This window comes from Arcanobacterium pluranimalium (assembly GCF_016907845.1).
In the GTDB taxonomy this organism is placed as follows: Bacteria; Actinomycetota; Actinomycetes; order Actinomycetales; family Actinomycetaceae; genus Arcanobacterium_A; species Arcanobacterium_A pluranimalium.
The window spans coordinates 1,402,585-1,425,315 of the sequence record NZ_JAFBCS010000001.1; the positions used below are offsets into that span (position 1 = coordinate 1,402,585).

The following is a 22,731-nucleotide window of genomic DNA, read 5'->3' on the forward strand; positions in this document are numbered from 1 at the left end:
TCATTGTGAAACAAAATCTTCATCCGCAAGGAGCGCAGCGCCGCCGTGGGCCATTTCGAGCCGGCGAGCGCGTTCAGCTCACAGACACTAAAAACCGCAAGTATACCGTTATGCTCACTGAGGACGGTTTTTTCCAGTCGCAACGGGGAAGTTTTCGGCACAGCGAACTCATAGGCAAAGAAGAAGGCACAGTTCTTGAGACGCAGTCTGGTCATCGTTTGCAAGCTTTGCGTCCGCTCGTGACAGACTACGTGCTATCGATGCCACGCGGCGCGACCGTCGTCTACCCAAAAGATGCTGGCCAAATCGTACAGCAAGCTGACGTTTTTCCTGGGGCGCGCGTGGTGGAGGCTGGTCTCGGTTCAGGTGCGTTGGCACTTTCGTTGCTTGCGGCGATTGGCGACGACGGTCATCTTACGTCCGTCGAACGTCGGCCTGAGTTTGCCGAGATAGCACAAGGTAATGTGCGTTCTTGGTATGGCGAACATATGCCACCGTGGACGGTAAAAATTGGCGATTTAGATAGTGTGCTGTATTCGCTTGACGAAGGCTCAATCGATCATGTGATCCTCGATATGCTCGCGCCTTGGGAAAATATTGACGCCGCAGCATATGCGCTGCGTTCGGGCGGAGTTATCCTCGCTTACGTGGCAACCACAACTCAAATGTCACGATTCGTAGAAGATTTGCGAGATTCCTTCGCATTTGCTGAACCGGAATCTTCCGAAACGCTTATTAGAACCTGGCATTTAGACGGATTATCCGTGCGACCTGATCACCGCATGGTTGCCCATACGGGCTTTTTAGTAGTTGCCCGACGCATTGGCAGAGAATCAACACCTCTCATTCCTAAGCGCCGTCCAGCACCTGCAGCTCATTCCGAGCCACTAGCTTGGGAAACTGAAGAGCTGGCCGAGAGGCGTATCTCGGAGAAAAAATTGCGAAAAGTGCGCCGCGATATCGCTCATCGGGCCGATGTTGAGCAAACTGGCACATCGGCGCATGGTGAACACAGTGCTGAAATGGCAGCCAAACTGGGTGCAGAAGCTCAGCTTCGCGTCCAAGAACGGTACGAAGAACGTCGTCGTGCTCGAATGAATGACGCAACCGATTCCACAACCGAATTCGCTACAGATAGGGACGAGAGTAATGACGAATCCTGAATCAGGAGAAAATTTCGGACTTCGGCAAATCGCTGGCTCATTAGAGGAAAAGAACAATCGGCTGGCTAAGGGTCTCCAGGATGCGAGAAACCGGATTCAAGAGTTATCCGAGCAGCTAGAGCGTCTATCGCAGCCTCCGTCGTCGTACGCAACGTTTTTGTCGGCGAATCACACTGACCACACCGTTATCGCCTTGGTCGGGAATAGAAAGATGTTGCTCAGTGTGGCACAAACTGTGGAACTTGGCAGGATTGAGCCTGGTCAAGAGTTGTTATTGAACGCTCAGATGGTCGTTATTGGTGTGGCGAATTATGCCAGAACTGGTGAGATCGTCACTGTTTCGCTGGTCTTAGGTATTGACCGCGCGCTCGTCAAAGTGCATCAAGACGAAGAGCGGATCGTGTGGCTCGGTGGCAAATTGCGAACGCAAGATATTCGAGTAGGGGATTTACTTCTCGCGGATTTGCGAATTGGGTTCGCTCTCGAAAAAGTGGAGCGGCCTGATGTTGAGCACCTGCTCCTGGAAGAAATTCCGGATGTGGATTACTCGGCGATTGGTGGTTTGAGTTCACAGATTGAACAGATCCGCGACACGGTTGAACTGCCCTTTGAGCAGCCGCAATTGTATCGTGACTATGGACTGACCCCACCTAAAGGCGTACTGCTGTATGGTCCGCCTGGAAATGGAAAAACGCTCATTGCTAAGGCTGTAGCCACTTCACTTGCGCAGAAAATTCTTGCGCGCGATGAGGGAGGTAACCAGCGTGCCTACTTCCTCAATATCAAAGGCCCGCAGCTTTTAGATAAATATGTGGGCGAGACCGAACGCCAAATACGCGATATTTTCTCGCGTGCGCGCGATCGCGCTGCTCACGGCATTCCTGTGGTGATTTTTTTTGACGAAATGGAGGCGCTATTCCGCACACGTGGCTCAGGAATTTCTTCCGACGTCGAAACAACAGTAGTCCCGCAGCTACTGGCCGAAATCGACGGCGTAGAAAAGCTCAATAATGTGATCGTTATTGGCGCTTCGAATCGCGAAGATATGATCGATCCGGCAATCTTGCGACCCGGACGGCTCGACATCAAAATTCGTATCGATCGCCCAGATCGCAGCGGTGCCAAAGAGATTCTCTTGAAGTACCTGCTGCCGACTTTGCCTATTCACGCCAGTGAGTTGCGCAATACGTCTGTGCAAGAAGCAGTTGAAGCTATGGCTGAAGCGACTGTCAATGAGCTTTTTGCTAAAAATGAAGCCAGTGAACTGCTCGAAATAACGTTTGCTGACGGTTCACGTGAAAAGATGTACGTTAGCGATCTCGTCTCCGGTTCAATGTTGGCAGCAATTGTTGATCGCGCTAAAAAATTGGCAATTAAGGATTATATGGCTAGTGGCGACGAAGGTATCTCCACTCGCCATATGCTGCTTGCTTTGGCGCAAGAGATACGCGAGAACGAAGACTTTTCTAATATCGCAGATCCACATGAATGGGCGCGGGTAAATGGGCATGCGCGCGGAAAGAAGATTCTCGATATTCGCTCTCTTGTGAATCATGAGGCGAATAACGCCAGTGCAGGGTCGATGTATAAGCCGGGGTCCGAGTCGGAGTTTGACTCCGAAGAGCAGATTTTCTCAACGCCACCGGCGCAAACTACCGAGCAAGTCGATGAATCCGTGGCAACGTTAGATGCACGGGATCAGAACGTCGTGCATAAAATCGCGCATCAACGCGACGAAGAGGTAATTGACAGGGCAATCCACAAAGGACTTATCTAATGAGCGTTCGCCGAAGTATTGGATTAGAAACTGAATTTGGCATTATTGATGCACAGAATATGAGCGCAAATCCGATTGTGCTCTCGACGAATATCGTTGATGCCTATGGCGAGCACGGTTCGTCCTCTACGCCCTTTGGGGCAATCAGATGGGATTACGACGGCGAAGACCCGCTTAACGATGCCCGCGGCTATCGTATTGATCGCGCTGCGGCACATCCTTCGCTTCTCACAGACGACCCGCAATCTTTAGCGCCCTCCGGTGACGATACTTCATTTTTCCAGGTACGCCGGCCAAGTGAGGCTGAACTAGCGCTGCCACGAGCGGCAAATGCGGTGTTGAAAAACGGTGCAAGACTCTATGTGGATCATGCCCACCCCGAATATTCGGCACCGGAAGTCATTAATCCACGAGAAGCGGTACTTTGGGATCGCGCTGGCGAATATATTGCTCGAGAAGCGATGGCTCTGGCAAGCACCGATGAGCGCCACATTGTGCTGTACAAAAATAACGTTGATGGAAAAGGTGCAGCTTATGGCACGCACGAGAATTATCTTGTGCGCCGAGACGTCGATTTTAATGAAATAATTCGCTATCTCACTCCATTTTTCGTCACTCGTCCGATTATCTGTGGTGCAGGTCGAGTGGGAATTGGGCCACATTCGGAGCAACCTGGATTCCAGATTTCGCAGCGTGCCGATTATGTTGAAAATGACGTGGGTCTTGAAACGACGTTTAACCGGCCAATTATTAATACTCGCGACGAACCACATGCGGACGCGAGCTTGTACCGGCGTCTGCATGTAATCGGTGGCGATGCCAATCAATTCGATTATTCAAATCTGCTCAAAATTGGCACAACTTCGCTGCTCTTATGGCTACTTGAACAAGATGAGGTGCCTCTAGCACTGGATTCACTGGTGATGTACGAGCCAGTACGCGCTACCTGGGAAATCTCTCATGATCCTCATCTGAATATTGCTGTCGATATGCACGATGGAACGCGGAAAACGGCGCTGGATATTCAGCAGATATACCTTGATGTGATCCGCCAAGCCCTCGAACGTCACGGCGAGATAGATTTAGACACCCAAGAGATACTCGTTGAATGGCAGTTTGTGCTCGACGCTTTGCGTAAAGATATTTTCTTAGCAGCATCGCGCGTTGAATGGGTTGCTAAATATCAGATGCTCTCCTCGCTACGTGAACGCGGTGGCTTAGCGTGGGATGCTGACAAACTTCGCGCACTTGATTTGCAGTGGCACGACTTGCGCTCATCACATTCAATCGTTGGAAAGCTTGATGAGGCTCATCGAATTGCCCGAATTTTCACTCCGGAGCAAATCGAGTGGGCTGTAGGAAACGCACCTCTTTCTACCAGGGCTTTTCTTCGCGGTGGTCTGATTAGAAAATTCCCGCAACACGTTGCAGCTGCAAGCTGGAATGGGATCACGATCGATTTACCTTGTCGGGAAAACCTCTTGCGGATTCCGCTTATGCACCCGCAGCGGGCGAGCAGTGAACTGCTTGGAAAGATTTTGGAAGAATCCCACAGCATCGAAGAATTTATGCAGTATCTGGGCGATCAATAATCAATCGTGGCATTTACCACGAGACGATTCTAGTGTTTGCCTGATGAGAGGTCTAAACTGAGTAAGCAAAAGTGGAAAGGGAAACGAGAAACGATGTCGCAACAAGAATTTGCTCAACCACGCAAGCGTGCCGAAGTCCAAACAGACGACGTTGAATTCACTCAACCTCAGGGCGAGAATTTTGACGTGGACTCGCTGCTGGATGATATTGATTCCATCTTGGAGTCCAATGCGACGTCGTTCGTCCAGGGCTTCGTGCAAAAGGGCGGCCAGTGAAACGCAGAATCTTCGGCATTGAAACCGAATACGGTTTGATGTGCGCTTCACTCAATGGCGGCGTCCCTCCGCTCGATCCTGAAGACGCTGCTCAGCGCCTATTTGCGCAAGTATTAGCAACAAACCGTTCCACAAATACTTTCCTTGCCAATGGTGCGCGACTCTATCTCGACGTCGGTGCACATCCCGAATATGCCAGTGCAGAATGCGACTCAGTGCACGACATCGTCTGTAATGATCGCGCTGGTGATGCTATTTTTTCTGGAATGGCAGACGTCCTGAATACTGATCTTGCCCAAAAAAACATTCCTGGCAAGGTGCATCTTTTCAAAAATAATGTCGATTCGCAGGGAAATTCGTACGGGTGCCACGAAAACTACCTAGTGCGGCGTCGTCGTGACTATCGGGCGCGAATCGAATCGCTCGTTCCGTTTTTCGTAAGCCGGCAAATTCTCGTTGGGGCTGGGTTTATTGCAAAAGACGACGCCGGAGCACGTTACGAGATCTCTCAGCGTGCCCACCACATGTGGGATGCTGTATCATCTGCCTCGACGCGCGCTCGGCCAATGATCAATACCCGTGATGAGCCACATGGAGATGCCGAGTTATATCGCCGCATGCATGTGATTGTGGGAGATTCAAATATTTCCGATTCTACCTCGGCTTTGAAGATCGGCATGACTGAAGCTGTGCTCAATTGCTTAGAGGATGGTCTGCGTTTTCGCCAGTGCGAATTGGCCGATCCGATGCAAGCAATTCGCGAAATATCTCAAGATACTTCGGCACGTGCGATGGTCACGCAGTCCAATGGTGCCAAAATCAGCGCTCTCAATATTCAGACATCGATATATGAGCAAGTGATTGCCCATTATGAGGCGGCAGGATGGTTTGCCGAGCTGGATCCAATGCGCCGCTACGTTTTTGATTTGTGGAAACGCGCTCTGGAAGGGTTTGAATCGGGAAATATCGATTCCCTTGCAACTGAGATTGATTGGTTGGCAAAAAAGCGTTTGCTTGAGCGGTATCAGGATCGATTGGCAGTTGGACTTGACGATCCACGAATCGCTCGTCTTGATTTAGCGTGGCACGATATCACTTCCAGCGGTTTGCGTTCTGCATTAGAAAATTCCGGAGGACTTAAAAAACTGGTTTCTGATGACGAAATTACGACGGCGACGGCGATTCCTCCGCAGACGACGCGTGCCAAGTTGCGTGGCGATTTCGTTGCCGCAGCTATGGACTCGCATCGCGATTTCATGGCTGACTGGACGAATTTACGTCTGATCACACCGGAGGGATCGTCCACTGTGCTGCTCAAAGATCCTTTTGTTAGCGTTGATGAACGAGTTGATGCGCTTATGGAAGAACTGGAATGTTGATGCTGAGAAGAAGTCATTTCATTATTGGTTTTGTTGTGGCGCTGATTGTGGGCATGGGCGTTGGCATGATCCACACGACGCATTCAAAATCTGACACTGCGCTAACGATCGTTTCGCATGGGGAAGTTGGATCCCCGGCGTCGATATCGGTGACCGGATCTATCCATGCGCGTGATAAAGGATATAAAGAGCTGGTCAAAGGCAATGGTCGAGTAGTGGCAGATGGTACGCAACTGCTGTATCAAGCATCGTCGTATTCTTACGATTCCAATGGAAAACTCGTCAATAATAATCGCGATCAATTTTATGCGGGTAAGGCCGATAAAAAGGGTCTGGGAAGCATTTCGGACGCCGTCGTTGGTAAAACGGAAGGTTCGCGCATCGCCGTCGTCAATCCCGATAGTTCCTTAACCAGTGCGGAAATTGTGGTCATAGATATCCTCTCGACCACAATTCAAGGTCAAATGAAACCTTATTCAGGAACTGTGCCTTTTCCAGGTATAACAGCGGGGGAAAATAACAAACCGGCACTCGGGGCAATCGGGCAACCTGTTGCGTCCTTATCGGTAAGCGAACTCATCGCCGGAAAAGGTGCCCAAATCACCCAACACGATGCGATCTTCGCCAACTATGTGCTCGTTGATGCGAATGGAACTGTGGTTGAAGATACGTGGAATAATCCACAGCCGGCGTATATTGAGATTAGTAAAGTATTTTCTGGCATGAGAGCTGGTCTAGTAGACCAACGTATTGGTTCGCGAGTTGCTTTGGCAATACCTGCTCAAGAGGCACAAGGCAATCACGATCTCTACGCCGTCGTCGATATTCTGGCTATTGCTAATAAGGCAGAAGATTAGGTAAGGGAACTATCCATGGCAGTTGCAGTACGTGTTATCCCATGTCTTGACGTTTCGCATGGACGCGTGGTGAAAGGCGTCAATTTTGAGAATTTGCGTGATGCGGGAGATCCTGTAGAGCTGGCGCGTGCCTACGGAGCAATGGGCTGTGATGAACTCACGTTTCTCGATGTGTCGGCGTCCGTCGAAGACCGCTCAACGCTGCTCGACGTGGTCAGCAATACCGCGAATCAGGTTTTTATCCCACTCACAGTTGGGGGAGGCGTGCGATCTGTGGCTGACGTTGCACAACTTCTTCACGCCGGTGCCGACAAAGTCGGAATCAATACCGCTGCGGTGCAAAGACCAGAGCTGATCAGCGAGATTGCTGACCAGTTTGGCAACCAGGTGATTACGCTTTCGATCGATGCGCGTCGAGTTCGTGACGGTGTGAGCACTGATTCTGGATATGAAATCACTACTCACGGCGGACGGCGCGGAACGGGAATTGATGCCTTGCAATGGGCGGTGAAAGCTGCTGAACTCGGCGCAGGAGAAATTCTGCTCAATTCGATGGATGCAGATGGCACGAATTCTGGTTTTGATAGGCAAATGATTAAAGATTTTCGTTCTGAAATTTCAGTGCCGATCATCGCTTCAGGAGGAGCTGGTAAGGCTTCGCATTTCGTTGAAGCAGTACGCGCAGGTGCCGATGCTGTGCTGGCGGCGAGCGTATTTCATTTTGGTGTATTGACGATTTCCGACGTCAAAGCTGCATTGTGCGATGCCGGAATTGAAGTGCGGTGATGAAGATGACGAACCTGGCAGACACTGCCCACGATGTGCTCGATCCTGAATATGAGCAACGAATCAAATTCAACGAACAAGGGCTTGTGCTGGCTGTAATCCAAGATTGCCGCAATAAAGATGTGCTCATGGTGGCGTGGATGAATAGGGTAGCGCTAGCTCGTACGCTTTCCACTGGGCGCGTCTGGTTTTGGTCACGCTCTCGGCAAGAATATTGGCGCAAGGGCGATACTTCTGGTCATATTCAGCTGGTGAGGAGCGTGTCGATAGATTGCGACGGCGATTCCTTGCTGGTGCTTGTTGATCAGGTGGGTAGTGCGTGCCATACCGGTGAGCGGACGTGTTTCTTGGCAGGTGGCGAACTGGCCGTGCGCAATATTATCGATTCGGATTCATGAAGCCCGAAACACTGCAGCGCTGAGATACTGAGGCACTGTCTGATTCTATGAAAGTCTTTGTGCCTATCACCGCTTCGAGCCGCAATCCATTTCGGAGTATTGCATAAATCACGTTAGGATTGGAAGCGGGTGATTGGAGGACACATGACCGTCTTGGAAGATATCGTTGCTGATGTTCGTGCTGATGTAGCGATTCGAGAAGCGCATGTATCACTCGATAACCTCAAAGTACGTGCAATGAAAATTCCGCCTGCCAAAAACGCTTATGGAATATTGAAAACTGACGATCACCGGGCCGTGCGAATCATTTCGGAGATTAAGCGAAAGAGTCCGTCTCGCGGACACCTTGCTGGTATCGAAGATCCAGCGAAATTGGCACAGATTTATGAGGACGGCGGCAGCGCAGCCGTATCCGTATTTACCGAGCATAAGTATTTTGGTGGGTGCCTTGATGATCTCGACGCAGTGCGTCGCAGTATCGAGATTCCGGTGTTGAGCAAGGACTTCATCGTCAGTCCGTATCAGATTTGGGAAGCTCGTGCACATGGCGCTGATATGGTGCTGCTCGTCGTCGCAGCTCTTGAGCAAATCGTCCTTGAGTCTTTTGTCGAGCGCGTCCACTCCTTGGGTATGACAGCTTTGGTGGAAGCCCACAATCAGGAAGAGGCATTGCGCGCCGTTGATGCCGGCGCGATCGTTATCGGTGTCAACGCGCGGAATATGAACACTTTCGATGTGGATCTGAAAATATTTGACCGAGTTGTCGATGTGCTGCCACGCGATGCGTTGCGAATCGCTGAATCAGGCGTACGCACGCCACAAGATGTTTTGAATTATGCGCGAAGTGGTGCCGATGCAGTTCTGGTTGGAGAAGCTCTTGTGACCAGTGCAAATCCACTCCAGACAATCCGCGATATGGTTGCGATTGGCGAGCATCCATCTCTAACTGCTATGAAACGATGAAACGAACAGCGTTGCACCTTCAACGGAGGTGTCGAAACGCGCTGAGCGAGCTCAATAACGCTAAAATAGGCATAGTCAGCAATACTTAAGGAGCAATTTTGTTTGCATCAATTCCGTCGCCACCGGTGAGCGTATGGTATCTAGGCCCGCTGCCAATTCGCGCCTATGCTTTTGCGATTATTACGGGAATCATCGTCGCCGTTTATATCCTTGAAAAGCGGTACACGAAAAAGGGCGGTCCTAGTGAAGTCTCCATCGACGTCGGTGTATGGGCAGTGATCTTCGGTATCGTGGGTGCACGTTTGTACCATATTTTTACGACGCCGCAGCCTTACTTTGGTGAGAACGGCGATCTGACGAAAATATTTCGCGTCTGGGAAGGCGGCTTGGGGATTTGGGGCGCCGTTGCTGCAGGTGGCCTAGGCATCTATATTGCTTTACATCGGCGTGGACTGCGTTTTGCTCCTTTTGCCGACGCATTGGCACCTGGATTACTCGTTGCGCAAGCAATTGGGCGATTAGGAAATTGGTTTAATCAAGAACTGTATGGGCGTCCTACAGATTTACCGTGGGCTTTAGAAATATCTCCAGAGCATATTGTAGGTGGTTATCCGCCCGGAACCACCTTTCACCCAACGTTCCTCTATGAAGCACTGTGGTGTCTAGCTGCAGCAGCGATAATTATTGTGCTCGAAAAACGCATGCATCTGCACGGCGGGCAAGTCATTGTGTTGTACGTTGCGCTCTATACGCTCGGCCGCGTATGGATCGAAAATCTGCGCATTGATGAAGCCGAGATTATTGCAGGACTTCGGCTCAACGTGTGGACGTCCATCTTCGTATTTCTTGGCGCCGTGGTGGTTTACGTTATCGTCACGCGGAGAGTACGTGCGAATCCACATATAGACGATATTCATCTTCGTCCTGTAACTGATGCTGATTAAGTTATTACCAAGCTAATACGATAAACGTCATAAGAAAACCAAATTGATCGGGTAGAATGTAGATATGCGAAGAGCAAAGATTGTATGTACTTTAGGCCCTGCCGTTGGCAGTAAAGAGCGAATTGTAGAACTCGTTAAAGCAGGAATGAATGTTGCGCGTATCAACGCCTCACACGGTTCCCACGCTGAGCACGAAGAACGAATCAATTGGGTTCGTGAGGCTGCGGCTGAGCTAGACACTCCGGTAGCCGTGCTGGTGGATCTTCAAGGCCCGAAAATCCGGTTGGGAAATTTTGCTGAAGGTCCTGTCCTTCTTCAAAATGGAGATATCTTCACTATCACCACTGAAGACGTTCCAGGCGACAAAGATTTAGTTTCCACCACCCACAAGGGGCTTCCGGGCGATTGCCATCCTGGCGATACTATTTTGATCGACGACGGTAAAGTCCAAGTTCGTGTGGTCGAGGTAGATGGTCCGCGCGTACGCACTGAAGTTGTGGTTGGCGGTACCGTTTCGGATCACAAGGGCGTTAATCTCCCTGGTGTTGCGGTGTCTGTGCCTGCACTGTCAGAAAAAGACAAGCTCGATTTGGAGTGGGGTCTTGAATATGGCTGCGATCTCGTAGCTCTTTCTTTCGTGCGTTCTCCAGAGGATGCTGCGGATGTACACGCCGTTATGGATAAGGTTGGACGTCGAGTTCCTGTTATTGCCAAAATTGAAAAACCACAGGCAGTGACCGTTCTAGAAGATCTCGTCCAAGTATTTGACGGCTTCATGATTGCTCGTGGCGATTTGGGTGTGGAACTTCCGCTCCAGCAAGTTCCAATCGTTCAGAAGCGAGCAATTGCTATCGCACGTCGCCATGCAAAGCCAGTTATCGTGGCCACGCAGGTGCTCGAATCGATGATTAACGCACCAACTCCTACGCGTGCAGAAACGTCTGACTGCGCAAATGCAATCCTTGACGGTGCGGATGCTGTGATGCTTTCTGGTGAAACTTCGGTAGGTAAATACCCGATTCGCTGTGTTGAAACCATGGCTTCGATTATTGAATTCACGGAAGAGCACGGCCTTGAGTCGATTCCGAAGATCGGTAATCTTCACCGCACACGTAATGGCGTTATGACTCGCTCAGCGATGGATATTGGTGAAGCCTTAGGTGTTAAGTACCTTTCAGTATTTACTTCCTCGGGGCAAACTGCACGCCGTATGGCTCGACTACGTGCACGTATACCACTGTTGGTATTCACGCCTAACGAAGATATTCGCCAGCAGCTCGCGTTGACTTGGGGCGTACAGTCAGTCCTTGTTCCACCTGTGAAGCATACAGATGATATGGTAGATCAAGTAGATCATTCGCTTCGTGAACTTGGACTAGCGGTTGACGGCGATCGTGTGGTGATCATTTGTGGTATGCCACCTGGGCAAGTTGGTTCCACAAACACCATTCGAATTCATAAGATGGGTGAGACTTTCACGAATCTTAACTGACTTTGTGAGATTTGTGACGAAAACACTGGTCAAATGAAATTGAAGCTGGGCGATTAGATCTATAAACTTTGATTGTCCAGTCATGCTCCTGTGGTGGAATTGGTAGACACACTGCACTCAAAATGCAGCGCCCACAAAGCGTGCGGGTTCGAGTCCCGCCGGGAGCACTGTATATCCGGATATCAACGGATTGCCCGTTCGATATCCGGATTTACTTTTCACCGTACATAAACCAGATGCCGAAGGAGGCAAACGATGGCAGTTGAAAATAGCGAAGCACAAGACGCCATTTCTGGTGCAGAATTCGAGAAAATTGACGATTCGACGGATCGCCCGTCAGTTCGCGTCCTCGTGGTGGAAGACGAAACCTTAATCCGGCTCGATATTGTTGAGACGCTATCTGATGCCGGATATAACATCGTTGGCGAAGGTACCAATGGCGATGAAGCCATTAAACTCGCTGCCGAACTAGAACCTGAACTGATCGTTATGGACGTCAAGATGCCAGGAACTGATGGCATCACAGCAGCTGAACGCATTCTGTCGGAACGGCACTGCGCCGTCGTCATGCTCACCGCATTCTCACAAAAGGATCTTGTTGACCGTGCGCGCGACGCAGGGGCTATGGCGTACGTCGTCAAGCCTTTTACGCCGGCGGATCTACTTCCAGCAGTGGAAATCGCAATCTCGCGCAGTCAAGAAATAGCGGCGCTAGAATCTGAGGTCGCATCGCTCACAGAGCAATTTGAAACTCGCAAGCGGGTTGATCGCGCTAAGGGTCTCTTGCAAGACAAGATGGGTCTGACCGAGCCAGAAGCGTTCCGTTGGATTCAAAAGACGTCCATGGATCGCCGTCTGACTATGCGTGAAGTTGCAGACGCGGTTATTGAGCAGGTAGGCGACTGAGAGATTTTTCCAATGCTGGCTCCAGCATCGGATTTGGGCGGATTTTTCGATAGACTCATATCGTGAACTCGAATAATTTGCTCCTCATTGACGGCCATTCTATGGCGTTTCGATCCTTTTATGCGCTCCCTGCTGAGTCTTTCCGCACAGCTTCTGGAACCTACACGAACTCAGTACACGGATTCGTCAATACTCTGTTGCGACTCATGAAAGATTACGATCCGAGCCATATCGTCGTCGCTTTCGATTTACCTGGCGGAACCTTTCGTACTCGTGATTTCGCTGACTACAAAGGTGGACGCAAAGCGACGCCGGAAGAGTTCAAAGGGCAGATTTCGATCATTCAAGAGCTCCTCGATACAGTCGGCATCTCCTGGCTCACAGTTGAGGACTACGAAGCTGATGATATCGTGGCCACGCTTGCAACTATTGGTGCGCAGCGCGGTATGAAAGTCTTTATTGCTTCTGGCGATAAAGACTCTTATCAGCTTGTCAACGACGATATCTCGGTGCTGTATCCGATGCCACGATCGCAGATGCTGGTCATGACTCCGCAAGTGGTTCAAGAGCGCACCAATGTTTCGCCACAGCGTTATTCTGATCTCGCCGCGTTAGTCGGGGAAGGAGCGGATAATATCCCTGGCGTACCCGGCGTTGGCCCAAAGACTGCGGTGAAATGGTTGGAGCAATACGGCGATTTAGAGGGGATTCTCGATCATGCTGATGAGATTAAAGGCAAGGTAGGGGAGTCGCTACGCGCTCATATCGACCAAGTTCGCTTGAATCGCAAATTGAATGAGCTTGTGCGCGATTTGCCTATTGGCGAGAACTTTGACGATTTTATGCCGAAAGGAGTGGATCGACGCAGTTTCCATGAGTTGTGCGATGCACTCGATTTCTCTTCGGTGCGCGATCGTGTTTTGAGCGAGTTCCCTAGTCGTGCTAGTGCTGAGCAAGACACTGAATTCGAGCAGACCTCGGTGCGTAATAAGCGCACAGCAACAGCTTTCGACGGCGGTTTGGCCGATTTCCTCGCTGCCGGAGCGTCTCCAATCGGCATGCATGTAGAGGGCAGTTTTTCTCCCGGGCAAGGCACAGTTCACAAATTCGCCTTAACACGAATTGACGGCGTAGCGATATCGTGCGAGCTTTCTGGTCTTGCGGATAAAGATGCGATTGCCCTGCGTAAATGGCTTGCCGATGAGCAGGTGAAGAAAATTATTCACGGCGGCAAAGCAGCAGCTCATGCGTGGTTGGGTGCCGGCTATTCTTTCGCTGGTATCGAGATCGACACCGAGTTGCAGGCCTATTTACTTCACCCTGACCAGCGGAAATATGATTTTGCCGAGCTAGTCCAGCGCTATCTTTCCATTGATCTTGAAAGTGACAGTGACGATTCGCTGGGAATTACCATGGATGGAATGCTCGCCAACGATAACCTCATTCAGTATGCGGCAGCTGTCTTGGATCTTGCCGAGGTATTCACCGACGCTATCGCGAAGCAAGGAATGAGTAGTGAGCTATTAGATCTCGAACTTGAGGTATCACGCGTACTATTTGCGATGGAGAATCGGGGAATTTGCGTTGAGCAACAGCGGCTAGAACAACTCATTGATGAGTTTACACACCGCGTAGAGGACGCTGCCGAACGTGCACATATGGCTGTGGGCGATTTTGACGTGAATCTATCGAGTCCAAAACAGCTCCAAGCGCTACTTTTTGACCGCCTCAATTTACCTAAAACAAAAAAGACGAAATCTGGTTATACCACTAACGCTGATTCTCTAGCGGAATTGCTGGTCAAGATTGCCGGCCGAGAAGACGACGACGCCCTCATGGGCACGGCTTTTCTCGCGGCCCTGCTTGAGCATCGAGACGCGATCAAACTCTTGCAGTCAGTGGAGGGCTTGCAAAAGTCTCTACAAAACGACGGGCGTATCCACACCACATATCAGCAAACGGTGGCTGCAACAGGCAGATTGTCGTCAACCGAACCCAATTTGCAAAATATCCATGCCCGCACAGATGAAGGCTTGCAGATTCGCGAAGTCTTTGTGCCGGGCGAGGGTTTTGACTCGCTCATGACCGCGGATTATTCGCAAATTGAAATGCGCTTGATGGCTCACTTGTCTAAGGACGCTTCGTTGATCGAAGCTTTTAATGAGGGAGCGGATTTGCACAGTTACGTGGCAAGTCGCGTGTTTAATGTGCCCGAAGACGCCGTGAGCGCACAGCAGCGTTCGAAGATTAAAGCCATGAGTTACGGTTTGGTCTATGGATTGTCGGCTTATGGGTTGTCTGCGCAACTAGGTGTGTCCGTGCCAGAAGCAACGCGCCTGATGGACGGATATTTCAGCAGGTTCGGCAAGGTTAAGGAATATCTCGATACGGTCGTCGAGTCGGCTCGCAAGTTGGGCTACACAGAAACTATCCGTGGCCGACGTCGTTACCTCCCAGAACTTACCTCAAGCAACCGGAAGTTACGCGAGGCTGCCGAAAGAATGGCACTCAATGCTCCAATTCAGGGATCTGCTGCTGATTTGATCAAAGTCGCTATGCTTGATGTCGAACGTGCATTGAATGATGCCGGGCTCAAATCGCGCATTTTGCTACAGGTTCATGACGAACTTGTACTGGAGATCCTCGATACTGAGCGTGAACAGGTCGAACAGATCGTACGAGAAAAGATGGGGGCTGCTGAAGATCTTTCGGTGCCTCTTTCAGTGGGAGTTGGAATCGGAAAGAACTGGCGCTTTGCAGCTCACTGAGCGCCTTTGACGGCACACACAATTAACGTGCCAGGTATGTAGGCAGAGCGCTCAGGACCCCATCCGCCCCACACCACATTTCTTCCCAGCGGCCACTGCGGCTCGATCACCTCGGTGATGCTAAAACCACAGGCAGTGAGGGAGTTTATGTGCTCAGCGAAAGTGTGGTGGAATTCGGCGTACTCTAGTTCGCCACGGGAGTTTCGCTCAAGGTACGGCTCTGTTCCGAAGTAAGACGACGTCGCCGCCATGCCTCGTCGCGTGGGATCGTCTGGAAACATCCAACGAATCGGATGCATTGCGGAATAAATCCATTTCCCGTGCGGCTTGAGCACGCGTTTTACTTCGTTGTGTACGGCTTCGAGATTTTCGACGAAAGGGATCACTCCAAAAGAGGTAAAGACGACATCGAATACGTTGGCGTCGAAAGGTAAACTGCGCGCATCAGCCTGGAGTAGCGGGAAACTGTATCCGAAGCGTTCGTTGATTCGTGCAGCGTGTTTGATCATCTCATCGGAGATATCGGTGGCGGTGACGTCGCAGCCCAAAGCATGAAGATAGCGGGAGCACTGCGCAGCACCTGCGCCGATTTCGAGTATCTTTGCCTTTTTGAGTTCGGCTGCTGTGCCGAGCAAATTGAGATCAGCTTCGCGGATGCCCTCTGGTCCCCAAATAAAATCGGTGTCACCGAGTATTTCGCCATGCTCATCGAGGTATTGTGTCGCGTTGGCGTCCCACCACGTCTGATTAGAAGTGACGGGATCGTCGTCGTGGCTTAACGGCATACGTCCTGCTGAAAACATCGTCTCTCTTCCGTCGTTAACTGTGGATGCCCACCTGTGCGTGGGGGATCGTCGTCGTTCCTTGGCGTTGACGCAATTACTTCGAGGCACAGATGTGGCGCATTGATCACTACACTAGCAATCTAAGCTTGCTTTTCGGTATATTTTCGCCCTAAACTTGTATATTGGTGTGCCGGAGTTATATCCACACACTATTGTCCGAATTCAAATCTAGTTTTATCCGTAACGGAGTCACCAACTCTATGACCGCTAATATTTCATCCTCCACGTTCCCGGAGGTAGCTATCAACGACATCGGCACCAAAGAAGATCTTATCGCCGCTGTTGACGAAACAATCAAGTACTTCAACGACGGGGACATCGTCGAGGGTACCGTAGTCAAGGTCGATCGAGACGAAGTTCTTCTCGATATCGGCTACAAGACCGAAGGCGTTATCCCTTCGAAGGAACTTTCCATCAAGCATGACATCGATCCAGAGGACGTCGTCAAAGTTGGTGACAAGGTAGAAGCACTCGTAACGCAGAAGGAAGACAAAGAAGGTCGCCTGATGCTTTCGAAGAAGCGCGCACAGTACGAGCGTGCTTGGACCGAGATCGAGGGTGTTAAGGAAGCAGACGGCGTTGTTACCGGCACTGTTATCGAAGTTGTTAAGGGTGGTCTCATTCTTGACATCGGTCTTCGTGGCTTCCTTCCAGCTTCGCTCGTGGAAATGCGTCGCGTGCGCGATCTGCAGCCTTACATTGGTAAGCAGATCGAAGCTAAGATCATTGAGCTCGATAAGAACCGCAACAACGTTGTTCTTTCGCGCCGTGCATTCCTTGAGCACACCCAGTCTGAAGTTCGTTCGCACTTCCTCAACACCCTACAGAAGGGTCAAGTTCGCGAGGGCGTTATCTCCTCGATCGTCAACTTCGGTGCATTCGTTGATCTTGGTGGTGTTGACGGTCTCGTCCACGTTTCCGAGCTCTCTTGGAAGCACATCGATCACCCATCAGAGGTTGTTGAAGTTGGTACGCCAGTTACCGTTGAGGTTCTCGACGTTGACTTCGATCGTGAGCGCGTTTCACTTTCGCTCAAGGCTACCCAGGAAGATCCTTGGCAGACCTTTGCTCGTACCCATGCTATTGGCCAGGTTGTGCCAGGCAAGGTTACGAAGCTCGTTCCATTCGGTGCTTTTGTGCGCGTTGAAGATGGTATCGAGGGTCTCGTTCACATCTCAGAGCTTGCTCAGCGTCACGTCGAGTTGCCAGAGCAGGTTGTGAAGGTAAACGACGACGCATTCGTCAAGGTTATCGACATCGACCTCGAGCGTCGTCGCATCTCGCTCTCGCTCAAGCAGGCTAACGAGGGTGTGGATCCAACTTCTGAGGACTTCGATCCATCGCTGTACGGCATGGCTGCTGAGTACGACGAAGAGGGCAACTACAAGTACCCAGAAGGTTTCGATCCAGAAACCAACGAGTGGATGGAAGGCTACGAAGCCAACCAAGCTGCTTGGGAGAATGAGTACGCACAGGCAGAAGCTCGCTGGCAGGCTCATAAGTCGCAGGTTGCTAAGGCACTTGAAGCTGATGCAAACGCAGCAGCTGAAGCTCCAGCACCTGCTGCTGAAGAAGAGCCAGCACCAGCATCTTACTCTTCCGGTAACGATGCATCGGGCACACTCGCTTCGGACGAAGCACTTGCTGCATTGCGCGAGAAGCTAACTGGTAACTGAGCAGTTTAGGCTTTAGTGTGGGGGCGAGATCGTTTGATCTCGCCCCCACACTTCGTTTAGTGGCTATTATTGGGTTGAAAGTCATTTCGCCATCAGCTTTATATAGAATTAGTTAGGTATGCCTAAGTATTGCTAAGCTGAAAATATGGTTGAGATTTTTGGAAAGACGAAGAAAAAGCACGGCTTAAAAGCTCGGTACGGAGTAGTGACGCATATCGAGCACATTGACGATGCCTTCGTAAGAGTCCGAATTGAGGGAGACGAACTGGCAGATTTGCCAGTACAAGGCCCATCCGATCATTTCAAGCTCGTCCTACCTCATAAAGATCGTGAACAGATTGAATACGATCCACATACTTGTAAACTTGGCTCTCAAGAAATTTCACGCGACCTCACTGCAATGAAGGTCCTACCTACCGGTATCGAGATAGATATCGCCAAGCACGCAGATGGAGAACTTGCGCAGTGGTTGACGCGCTTTTCTTCAGATAGTGATAACAAAGATTTTGCGCACTCGGCACACGTGCTACTTCTTGGCCCCAAAAGTTCAATTGTTTTACCGCCTGTTGAACAGATACTGATAGCTGTTGATCATAGCGCATTTCCGGCCTTGACCCGCTGGCTCGATCATCTTGACGACAACGCCCACATTGACGTCGTGCTCATCACTACGTGGGACGGCGTACAGCGCTACTTCCACAAACACTGGACCCGCAGCAACGTAACGTTCCATATCATTGAGCCGGACTACAGTGGTGAAACCTTGTTAGACCTAATAAAATCGTTGCCATTAGAAGCCGATCAGTACGTGTGGTTAGCCGGGGAAGCAAGCACGTTGATACCAGCACGCAAGTGGCTGCGCAACGAATCTGGGATTCCAAAAGAAAATATGAAAATCGACGGCTATTGGAAGCACGGCGTAGCTGGGCGTTCACATCACGATCCGATCGATCCAAATGAACCAGAACTCGGATAAATCCACAACGAGTCAAGTAAGATGATGACATGCGCGTTCTGATTACCGGCTTTGGAGTATTTGCTAACAATACAGAGAACCCTACCGAAACTCTTGTTGCGAGCATTTCTGAAATGAACGATCCGGCACTTGTTTTGGGTGTCGACGATGTCGCGCGCACAAGGCCGTGTGCAATTGATGCCGAGGTTTTACCCGTGGAGTATCAAGGCGCTCGGGCACGACTCGAGCAGCTAGGAGCCTACGATCTCCACATAGCACTTGGTCTAGCCGCTGATCGCACCAAAATCACAGTTGAACGTTTTGCCATCAATAAGCAAGATTCTCGGACCGCCGATATGAGCGGGCAAATTGCGCGTAATGAAGCTATCGGCGACGGCCCGCTCGCACTCGAAACCTCATTCGATGTGCCTGCTTTAGTTGAGTCAGCACGCGAAGCTGGTTTTGACGTTGCGCAGTCGCTATCCGCTGGACTTTATGTGTGCAATACGGTGTATTACACCGCTTTGCAGGTATCACGCTCCGCAGTATTTATCCATATCCCGCCGCAAGAATATTCATCGCTAGAAACTAATCTCGATTTCATCCGGTGGATCGTGCGCAAGCTGCTGAGCGAAATTTTCTGAACTGTGTCTTGAGCTAAACCAGCGTCTCATACGCGCACTAACGCCGTTTTGCCTATTACTATGCTACCGTACTTGGGGAGGTGTTCGATGTTAGTACTGGCTTTGACTGGCGGTATAGCTGCTGGGAAATCTCATTTTGCCCGCGCGTTCGCAAGCCGCGGCGCGCAAATCATCGACTATGACGTTTTGTCCAGACGCGCGGTAGAACCCGGTTCGCCTGCACTAGATCAGATTATTGAGACGTGGGGGAGCGACGCACTTTCTCCCAATGGCACGCTCAACCGGCAGCGCCTCGCACAAATCGTATTTTCCTCACCCGACGATTTGTCAAAGCTCAACGCGATCACCCATCCACATATCAGTAAACTAGCCTGTGAAGCGGATCGAGCGGCATACGAACGCAAGCCGAACGGCGTCGTCGTACACGATATTCCACTTCTCAAAGGAAGCGACGTTGAAATGCGCGCACACGGGATTATCGTTATCGACGCGCACGAAGAAACTCGCGTTGCACGTATGATCCATGAGCGTTCAATGAGCGACGACGACGCGCGCTCACGTATTCGACGGCAAGTTCCAGCATCCGAGTTGCGCGCTAATGCCGATGTAATCGTTGATAATACGCAGACTCAAAACACCGACGCGCTCGTTTCTTGGCTGTGGGATCATTGGATCAATCCGTTTGCTAAAAATCTCGCTCACCAAGAAAAGCGTCGATACGCTCCGGCTGCTCGTCCCGATCCTATTACGCTATCTACCAATTTTACCCATATACAGCATAAATTGAACAAACTTGGCATGCGATGCAAAGCAGTGGCGAACCGCAATTTTGCTCTACAGCTGGTTCCTCCGATACCGAGCGATTGCGTCGATCGGCTACACACAGCAGGATTTGTGCCAGTTGGTGAGCATTTCGAAATCGCCAACCCAGCTAATCCTGTGAGTATTTGGTTAAATAGCAACTAGAAGAAGTTTATGCAGCGATGAGCGTGCAGCTTTCCTGGAACACCAGTAAGTGAGTAAGCCAGTTGCAGGTGTGCGGTTTTGACTGCGAGAGAGTAGATGAGCGATGAGACCAGTTTCCGATATTGTTCGGCAAAATGCGAAGTTTGAAGTAGTTTCGCAATACACGCCCTCTGGTGATCAGCCACAGGCAATTAAAGAGCTAACTGAGCGGATTAATGCTGGTGAGAAAGATATCGTACTTCTCGGAGCCACAGGCACTGGAAAGTCTGCTACCACAGCCTGGCTTATCGAGCAGATACAACGGCCAACTTTGATCTTAGAACCGAATAAAACTCTCGCCGCGCAGATGGCCGCAGAATTCCGCGAGCTGCTGCCAAATAACGCCGTTGAATACTTCGTGTCGTATTACGACTACTACCAGCCAGAAGCCTACGTACCACAAACTGACACATTTATTGAGAAAGATTCGTCGATTAACGACGAAGTAGAGCGTTTGCGACATTCGGCTACTAACTCGCTGCTTACTCGGCGCGACACTGTGGTGGTTGCCTCTGTGTCGTGTATTTACGGTTTGGGTACCCCGCAAGAGTACGTCGATCGGATGGTTCGTCTCGAAGTTGGGCAAGAACTCGAGCGCGATGAGCTACTTAAAAAATTCGTCACAATGCAATATACGCGCAATGATCTCGCTTTTACTCGCGGCACATTCCGCGTGCGCGGCGATACCGTTGAAATCATTCCCGTCTATGAAGAACTGGCAGTGCGTATCGAGTTTTTTGGTGACGAAATCGATTCGCTATCCTATCTGCACCCGCTGACTGGCAATGTGATTGAAAATACTGATCATGCCCATATTTTCCCAGCCTCGCATTACGTAGCTGGTCCCGAACGTATGGCGCGCGCAATTGGCACTATTGAAGAAGAACTCCACGCCCGCTTAGAACAGCTTCGTGAAGACAATAAACTTCTCGAAGCGCAGCGCCTAGAAATGCGCACAACATACGACATCGAAATGATGCGAAACTTAGGCACCTGCGCCGGCATCGAGAACTACTCACGGCATATTGACGGCCGTGCAAAAGGAACGCCTCCAAATACGCTTCTCGATTATTTCCCCGAAGATTTCGTGCTTATTATCGACGAATCCCATGTGACTGTGCCACAAATCGGTGCCATGTATGAAGGGGACATGTCACGCAAACGCACGCTTGTTGATTATGGCTTCCGTCTGCCCTCGGCTATGGATAACCGTCCGCTCAAATGGACCGAGTTCTTGGAGCGCATTGGGCAAACCGTGTATCTTTCAGCTACCCCTGGCAAGTATGAGCTGGAACAGTCAGACGGTTTCGTTGAGCAAATTATTCGCCCAACTGGTCTGGTAGATCCCGAAATTTTGGTCAAGCCAACAAAAGGCCAGATCGACGATCTGCTCGAAGAGGTGCGCTTGCGTGTAGAGCGTGACGAGCGCGTACTCGTAACTACGCTAACGAAGAAAATGGCAGAAGATCTCACCGAATACCTCGCAGAACGTGGCGTTAAGGTGGAATACCTTCATTCCGACGTCGATACCTTGCGGCGCGTTGAGCTGTTGCGCGAGCTTCGTCTGGGCAAATTTGATGTGCTCGTTGGCATTAACTTGCTCCGAGAAGGTCTCGATTTGCCTGAAGTTTCGCTCGTTGCAATTCTCGACGCTGATAAGCAGGGCTTCTTGCGTTCTACCACGTCACTCATTCAGACGATTGGCCGTGCCGCTCGTAACGTTTCGGGTCAGGTTCATATGTATGCGGACACAATCACACCGAATATGCGAGAAGCTATCGATGAGACAAACCGTCGTCGGGAAAAACAAATTGCCTATAACGAAGAGCGCGGCATCGATCCGCAACCACTGCGAAAGAAAATTGCCGACGTCACGGATATGCTGGCTCGCGAAGATATAGACACGAAAGACCTGCTTGAGGGCGGTTATCGCAAAGAAAAAGCAAAGACTTCTACAGTTGCAGGTGATGGCGATGAGATTGTCGAGCTACTTGCCGAACTGACTGCACAAATGCACGAAGCCGCAGAGCACCTCCAATTCGAGCTGGCGGCACGACTTCGCGACGAAATAAACGACGTCAAGAAAGAACTTCGAAAAATTCGTTCAAACTGACGCGTTCGTATCCGTGGTATTTGTCATTGTAGATGATTAAGAAGTGAAGGGCGGCTCGCGGTAGAATCTTCCTCGGAGGGGAGTATTCCCACGAAATATCGGCTCGTCAATACGATGATCAGTGTCATCCGGGTCGAGGCCCTCGCTTGGCGGGAAGAGACCTCCGGTATTTGTTTACCAGTACCGGAAAGG

The 22,731-nt window shown here is 50.6% G+C and carries 19 protein-coding genes and 1 tRNA gene; 19 read left to right on the top strand and 1 reads right to left on the bottom strand.

Annotation, left to right across the window (positions count from 1 at the left end; genetic code table 11):
• Window positions 1-5: 5 nt before the first annotated feature.
• The 14 genes from JOD55_RS06065 (at window position 6) to polA (ending at window position 15,301) form a co-directional block, all read left to right on the top strand.
• Window positions 6-1,163: a tRNA (adenine-N1)-methyltransferase gene (locus JOD55_RS06065; protein ID WP_338022210.1), complete on the top strand. Its 1,158-nt coding sequence runs from the start codon at window positions 6-8 to the stop codon at window positions 1,161-1,163.
• Entirely contained in the window at window positions 1,150-2,940 is a 1,791-nt protein-coding gene (gene arc / locus JOD55_RS06070) for a proteasome ATPase (protein ID WP_204399158.1), read from the top strand. Before JOD55_RS06065 ends, arc begins: the two co-directional genes overlap by 14 nt.
• Window positions 2,940-4,532, top strand: coding sequence for a depupylase/deamidase Dop (dop, locus tag JOD55_RS06075; RefSeq protein WP_204399159.1), 1,593 nt, complete (start codon window positions 2,940-2,942; stop codon window positions 4,530-4,532). Before arc ends, dop begins: the two co-directional genes overlap by 1 nt.
• Window positions 4,533-4,625: 93 nt before the next feature.
• Window positions 4,626-4,808, top strand: a complete 183-nt coding sequence (locus JOD55_RS06080) for a ubiquitin-like protein Pup (protein WP_204399160.1) — start codon at window positions 4,626-4,628, stop codon at window positions 4,806-4,808.
• A complete protein-coding gene (gene pafA / locus JOD55_RS06085; RefSeq protein ID WP_204399161.1) occupies window positions 4,805-6,187 on the top strand; it encodes a Pup--protein ligase in 1,383 nt (460 codons plus the stop codon). The genes JOD55_RS06080 and pafA overlap by 4 nt, the downstream gene beginning before the upstream one ends.
• Window positions 6,187-7,044, top strand: a complete 858-nt coding sequence (locus JOD55_RS06090) for an FKBP-type peptidyl-prolyl cis-trans isomerase (protein ID WP_204399162.1) — start codon at window positions 6,187-6,189, stop codon at window positions 7,042-7,044. The genes pafA and JOD55_RS06090 overlap by 1 nt, the downstream gene beginning before the upstream one ends.
• A gap of 15 nt (window positions 7,045-7,059) precedes the next feature.
• A complete protein-coding gene (gene hisF, locus JOD55_RS06095) occupies window positions 7,060-7,830 on the top strand; it encodes an imidazole glycerol phosphate synthase subunit HisF (RefSeq protein WP_204399163.1) in 771 nt (256 codons plus the stop codon).
• On the top strand, window positions 7,830-8,228 hold the full coding sequence (gene hisI / locus JOD55_RS06100; RefSeq protein WP_420827026.1) for a phosphoribosyl-AMP cyclohydrolase: 399 nt from the start codon (window positions 7,830-7,832) through the stop codon (window positions 8,226-8,228). The genes hisF and hisI overlap by 1 nt, the downstream gene beginning before the upstream one ends.
• A gap of 144 nt (window positions 8,229-8,372) precedes the next feature.
• On the top strand, window positions 8,373-9,191 hold the full coding sequence (trpC, locus tag JOD55_RS06105; protein ID WP_204399164.1) for an indole-3-glycerol phosphate synthase TrpC: 819 nt from the start codon (window positions 8,373-8,375) through the stop codon (window positions 9,189-9,191).
• 98 nt (window positions 9,192-9,289) lie between these two features.
• Complete coding sequence (gene lgt, locus JOD55_RS06110; RefSeq protein WP_204399165.1) at window positions 9,290-10,135, top strand: prolipoprotein diacylglyceryl transferase; 846 nt, start codon at window positions 9,290-9,292, stop codon at window positions 10,133-10,135.
• Between the two features lie 64 nt (window positions 10,136-10,199).
• The gene (gene pyk / locus JOD55_RS06115; RefSeq protein ID WP_204399166.1) at window positions 10,200-11,627 is read left to right on the top strand and encodes a pyruvate kinase; all 1,428 of its coding nucleotides are present in this window, start codon (window positions 10,200-10,202) and stop codon (window positions 11,625-11,627) included.
• A gap of 84 nt (window positions 11,628-11,711) precedes the next feature.
• Window positions 11,712-11,794 (top strand) — tRNA-Leu (locus JOD55_RS06120).
• Window positions 11,795-11,882: 88 nt separating this feature from the next.
• On the top strand, window positions 11,883-12,533 hold the full coding sequence (locus JOD55_RS06125) for an ANTAR domain-containing response regulator (RefSeq protein WP_204399167.1): 651 nt from the start codon (window positions 11,883-11,885) through the stop codon (window positions 12,531-12,533).
• 62 nt (window positions 12,534-12,595) lie between these two features.
• Complete coding sequence (polA, locus tag JOD55_RS06130) at window positions 12,596-15,301, top strand: DNA polymerase I (RefSeq protein WP_204399168.1); 2,706 nt, start codon at window positions 12,596-12,598, stop codon at window positions 15,299-15,301.
• Here polA and JOD55_RS06135 read toward each other — a convergent pair.
• On the bottom strand, window positions 15,295-16,104 hold the full coding sequence (locus JOD55_RS06135) for a class I SAM-dependent methyltransferase (protein WP_204399169.1): 810 nt from the start codon (window positions 16,102-16,104) through the stop codon (window positions 15,295-15,297). The two genes, polA and JOD55_RS06135, sit on opposite strands and share 7 nt — an antisense overlap.
• Before the next feature lie 242 nt (window positions 16,105-16,346).
• Here JOD55_RS06135 and rpsA point away from each other — a divergent pair, with 242 nt between their 5' ends.
• The 5 genes from rpsA (at window position 16,347) to uvrB (ending at window position 22,539) form a co-directional block, all read left to right on the top strand.
• The gene (rpsA, locus tag JOD55_RS06140) at window positions 16,347-17,822 is read left to right on the top strand and encodes a 30S ribosomal protein S1 (RefSeq protein WP_131280125.1); all 1,476 of its coding nucleotides are present in this window, start codon (window positions 16,347-16,349) and stop codon (window positions 17,820-17,822) included.
• 145 nt (window positions 17,823-17,967) lie between these two features.
• Window positions 17,968-18,798, top strand: coding sequence for a siderophore-interacting protein (locus JOD55_RS06145; protein WP_204399170.1), 831 nt, complete (start codon window positions 17,968-17,970; stop codon window positions 18,796-18,798).
• A 29-nt stretch (window positions 18,799-18,827) separates the two neighbouring features.
• On the top strand, window positions 18,828-19,421 hold the full coding sequence (locus tag JOD55_RS06150) for a pyroglutamyl-peptidase I (protein ID WP_204399171.1): 594 nt from the start codon (window positions 18,828-18,830) through the stop codon (window positions 19,419-19,421).
• Window positions 19,422-19,508: 87 nt separating this feature from the next.
• Window positions 19,509-20,387, top strand: coding sequence for a dephospho-CoA kinase (coaE, locus tag JOD55_RS06155; protein ID WP_204399172.1), 879 nt, complete (start codon window positions 19,509-19,511; stop codon window positions 20,385-20,387).
• 103 nt (window positions 20,388-20,490) lie between these two features.
• Window positions 20,491-22,539, top strand: a complete 2,049-nt coding sequence (uvrB, locus tag JOD55_RS06160) for an excinuclease ABC subunit UvrB (protein ID WP_204399173.1) — start codon at window positions 20,491-20,493, stop codon at window positions 22,537-22,539.
• Window positions 22,540-22,731 lie beyond the last annotated feature (192 nt).

Coding starts and splice junctions, on each gene's coding strand:
- arc (WP_204399158.1), top strand. CDS start 1,150: ATGACGAATCCTGAATCAGGAGAAAATTTCGGACTTCGGCAAATCGCT.
- dop (WP_204399159.1), top strand. CDS start 2,940: ATGAGCGTTCGCCGAAGTATTGGATTAGAAACTGAATTTGGCATTATT.
- JOD55_RS06080 (WP_204399160.1), top strand. CDS start 4,626: ATGTCGCAACAAGAATTTGCTCAACCACGCAAGCGTGCCGAAGTCCAA.
- JOD55_RS06090 (WP_204399162.1), top strand. CDS start 6,187: ATGCTGAGAAGAAGTCATTTCATTATTGGTTTTGTTGTGGCGCTGATT.
- hisF (WP_204399163.1), top strand. CDS start 7,060: ATGGCAGTTGCAGTACGTGTTATCCCATGTCTTGACGTTTCGCATGGA.
- hisI (WP_420827026.1), top strand. CDS start 7,830: ATGAAGATGACGAACCTGGCAGACACTGCCCACGATGTGCTCGATCCT.
- trpC (WP_204399164.1), top strand. CDS start 8,373: ATGACCGTCTTGGAAGATATCGTTGCTGATGTTCGTGCTGATGTAGCG.
- pyk (WP_204399166.1), top strand. CDS start 10,200: ATGCGAAGAGCAAAGATTGTATGTACTTTAGGCCCTGCCGTTGGCAGT.
- JOD55_RS06125 (WP_204399167.1), top strand. CDS start 11,883: ATGGCAGTTGAAAATAGCGAAGCACAAGACGCCATTTCTGGTGCAGAA.
- JOD55_RS06135 (WP_204399169.1), bottom strand. CDS start 16,104: ATGTTTTCAGCAGGACGTATGCCGTTAAGCCACGACGACGATCCCGTC.
- rpsA (WP_131280125.1), top strand. CDS start 16,347: ATGACCGCTAATATTTCATCCTCCACGTTCCCGGAGGTAGCTATCAAC.
- JOD55_RS06145 (WP_204399170.1), top strand. CDS start 17,968: ATGGTTGAGATTTTTGGAAAGACGAAGAAAAAGCACGGCTTAAAAGCT.
- JOD55_RS06150 (WP_204399171.1), top strand. CDS start 18,828: ATGCGCGTTCTGATTACCGGCTTTGGAGTATTTGCTAACAATACAGAG.
- coaE (WP_204399172.1), top strand. CDS start 19,509: ATGTTAGTACTGGCTTTGACTGGCGGTATAGCTGCTGGGAAATCTCAT.
- uvrB (WP_204399173.1), top strand. CDS start 20,491: ATGAGACCAGTTTCCGATATTGTTCGGCAAAATGCGAAGTTTGAAGTA.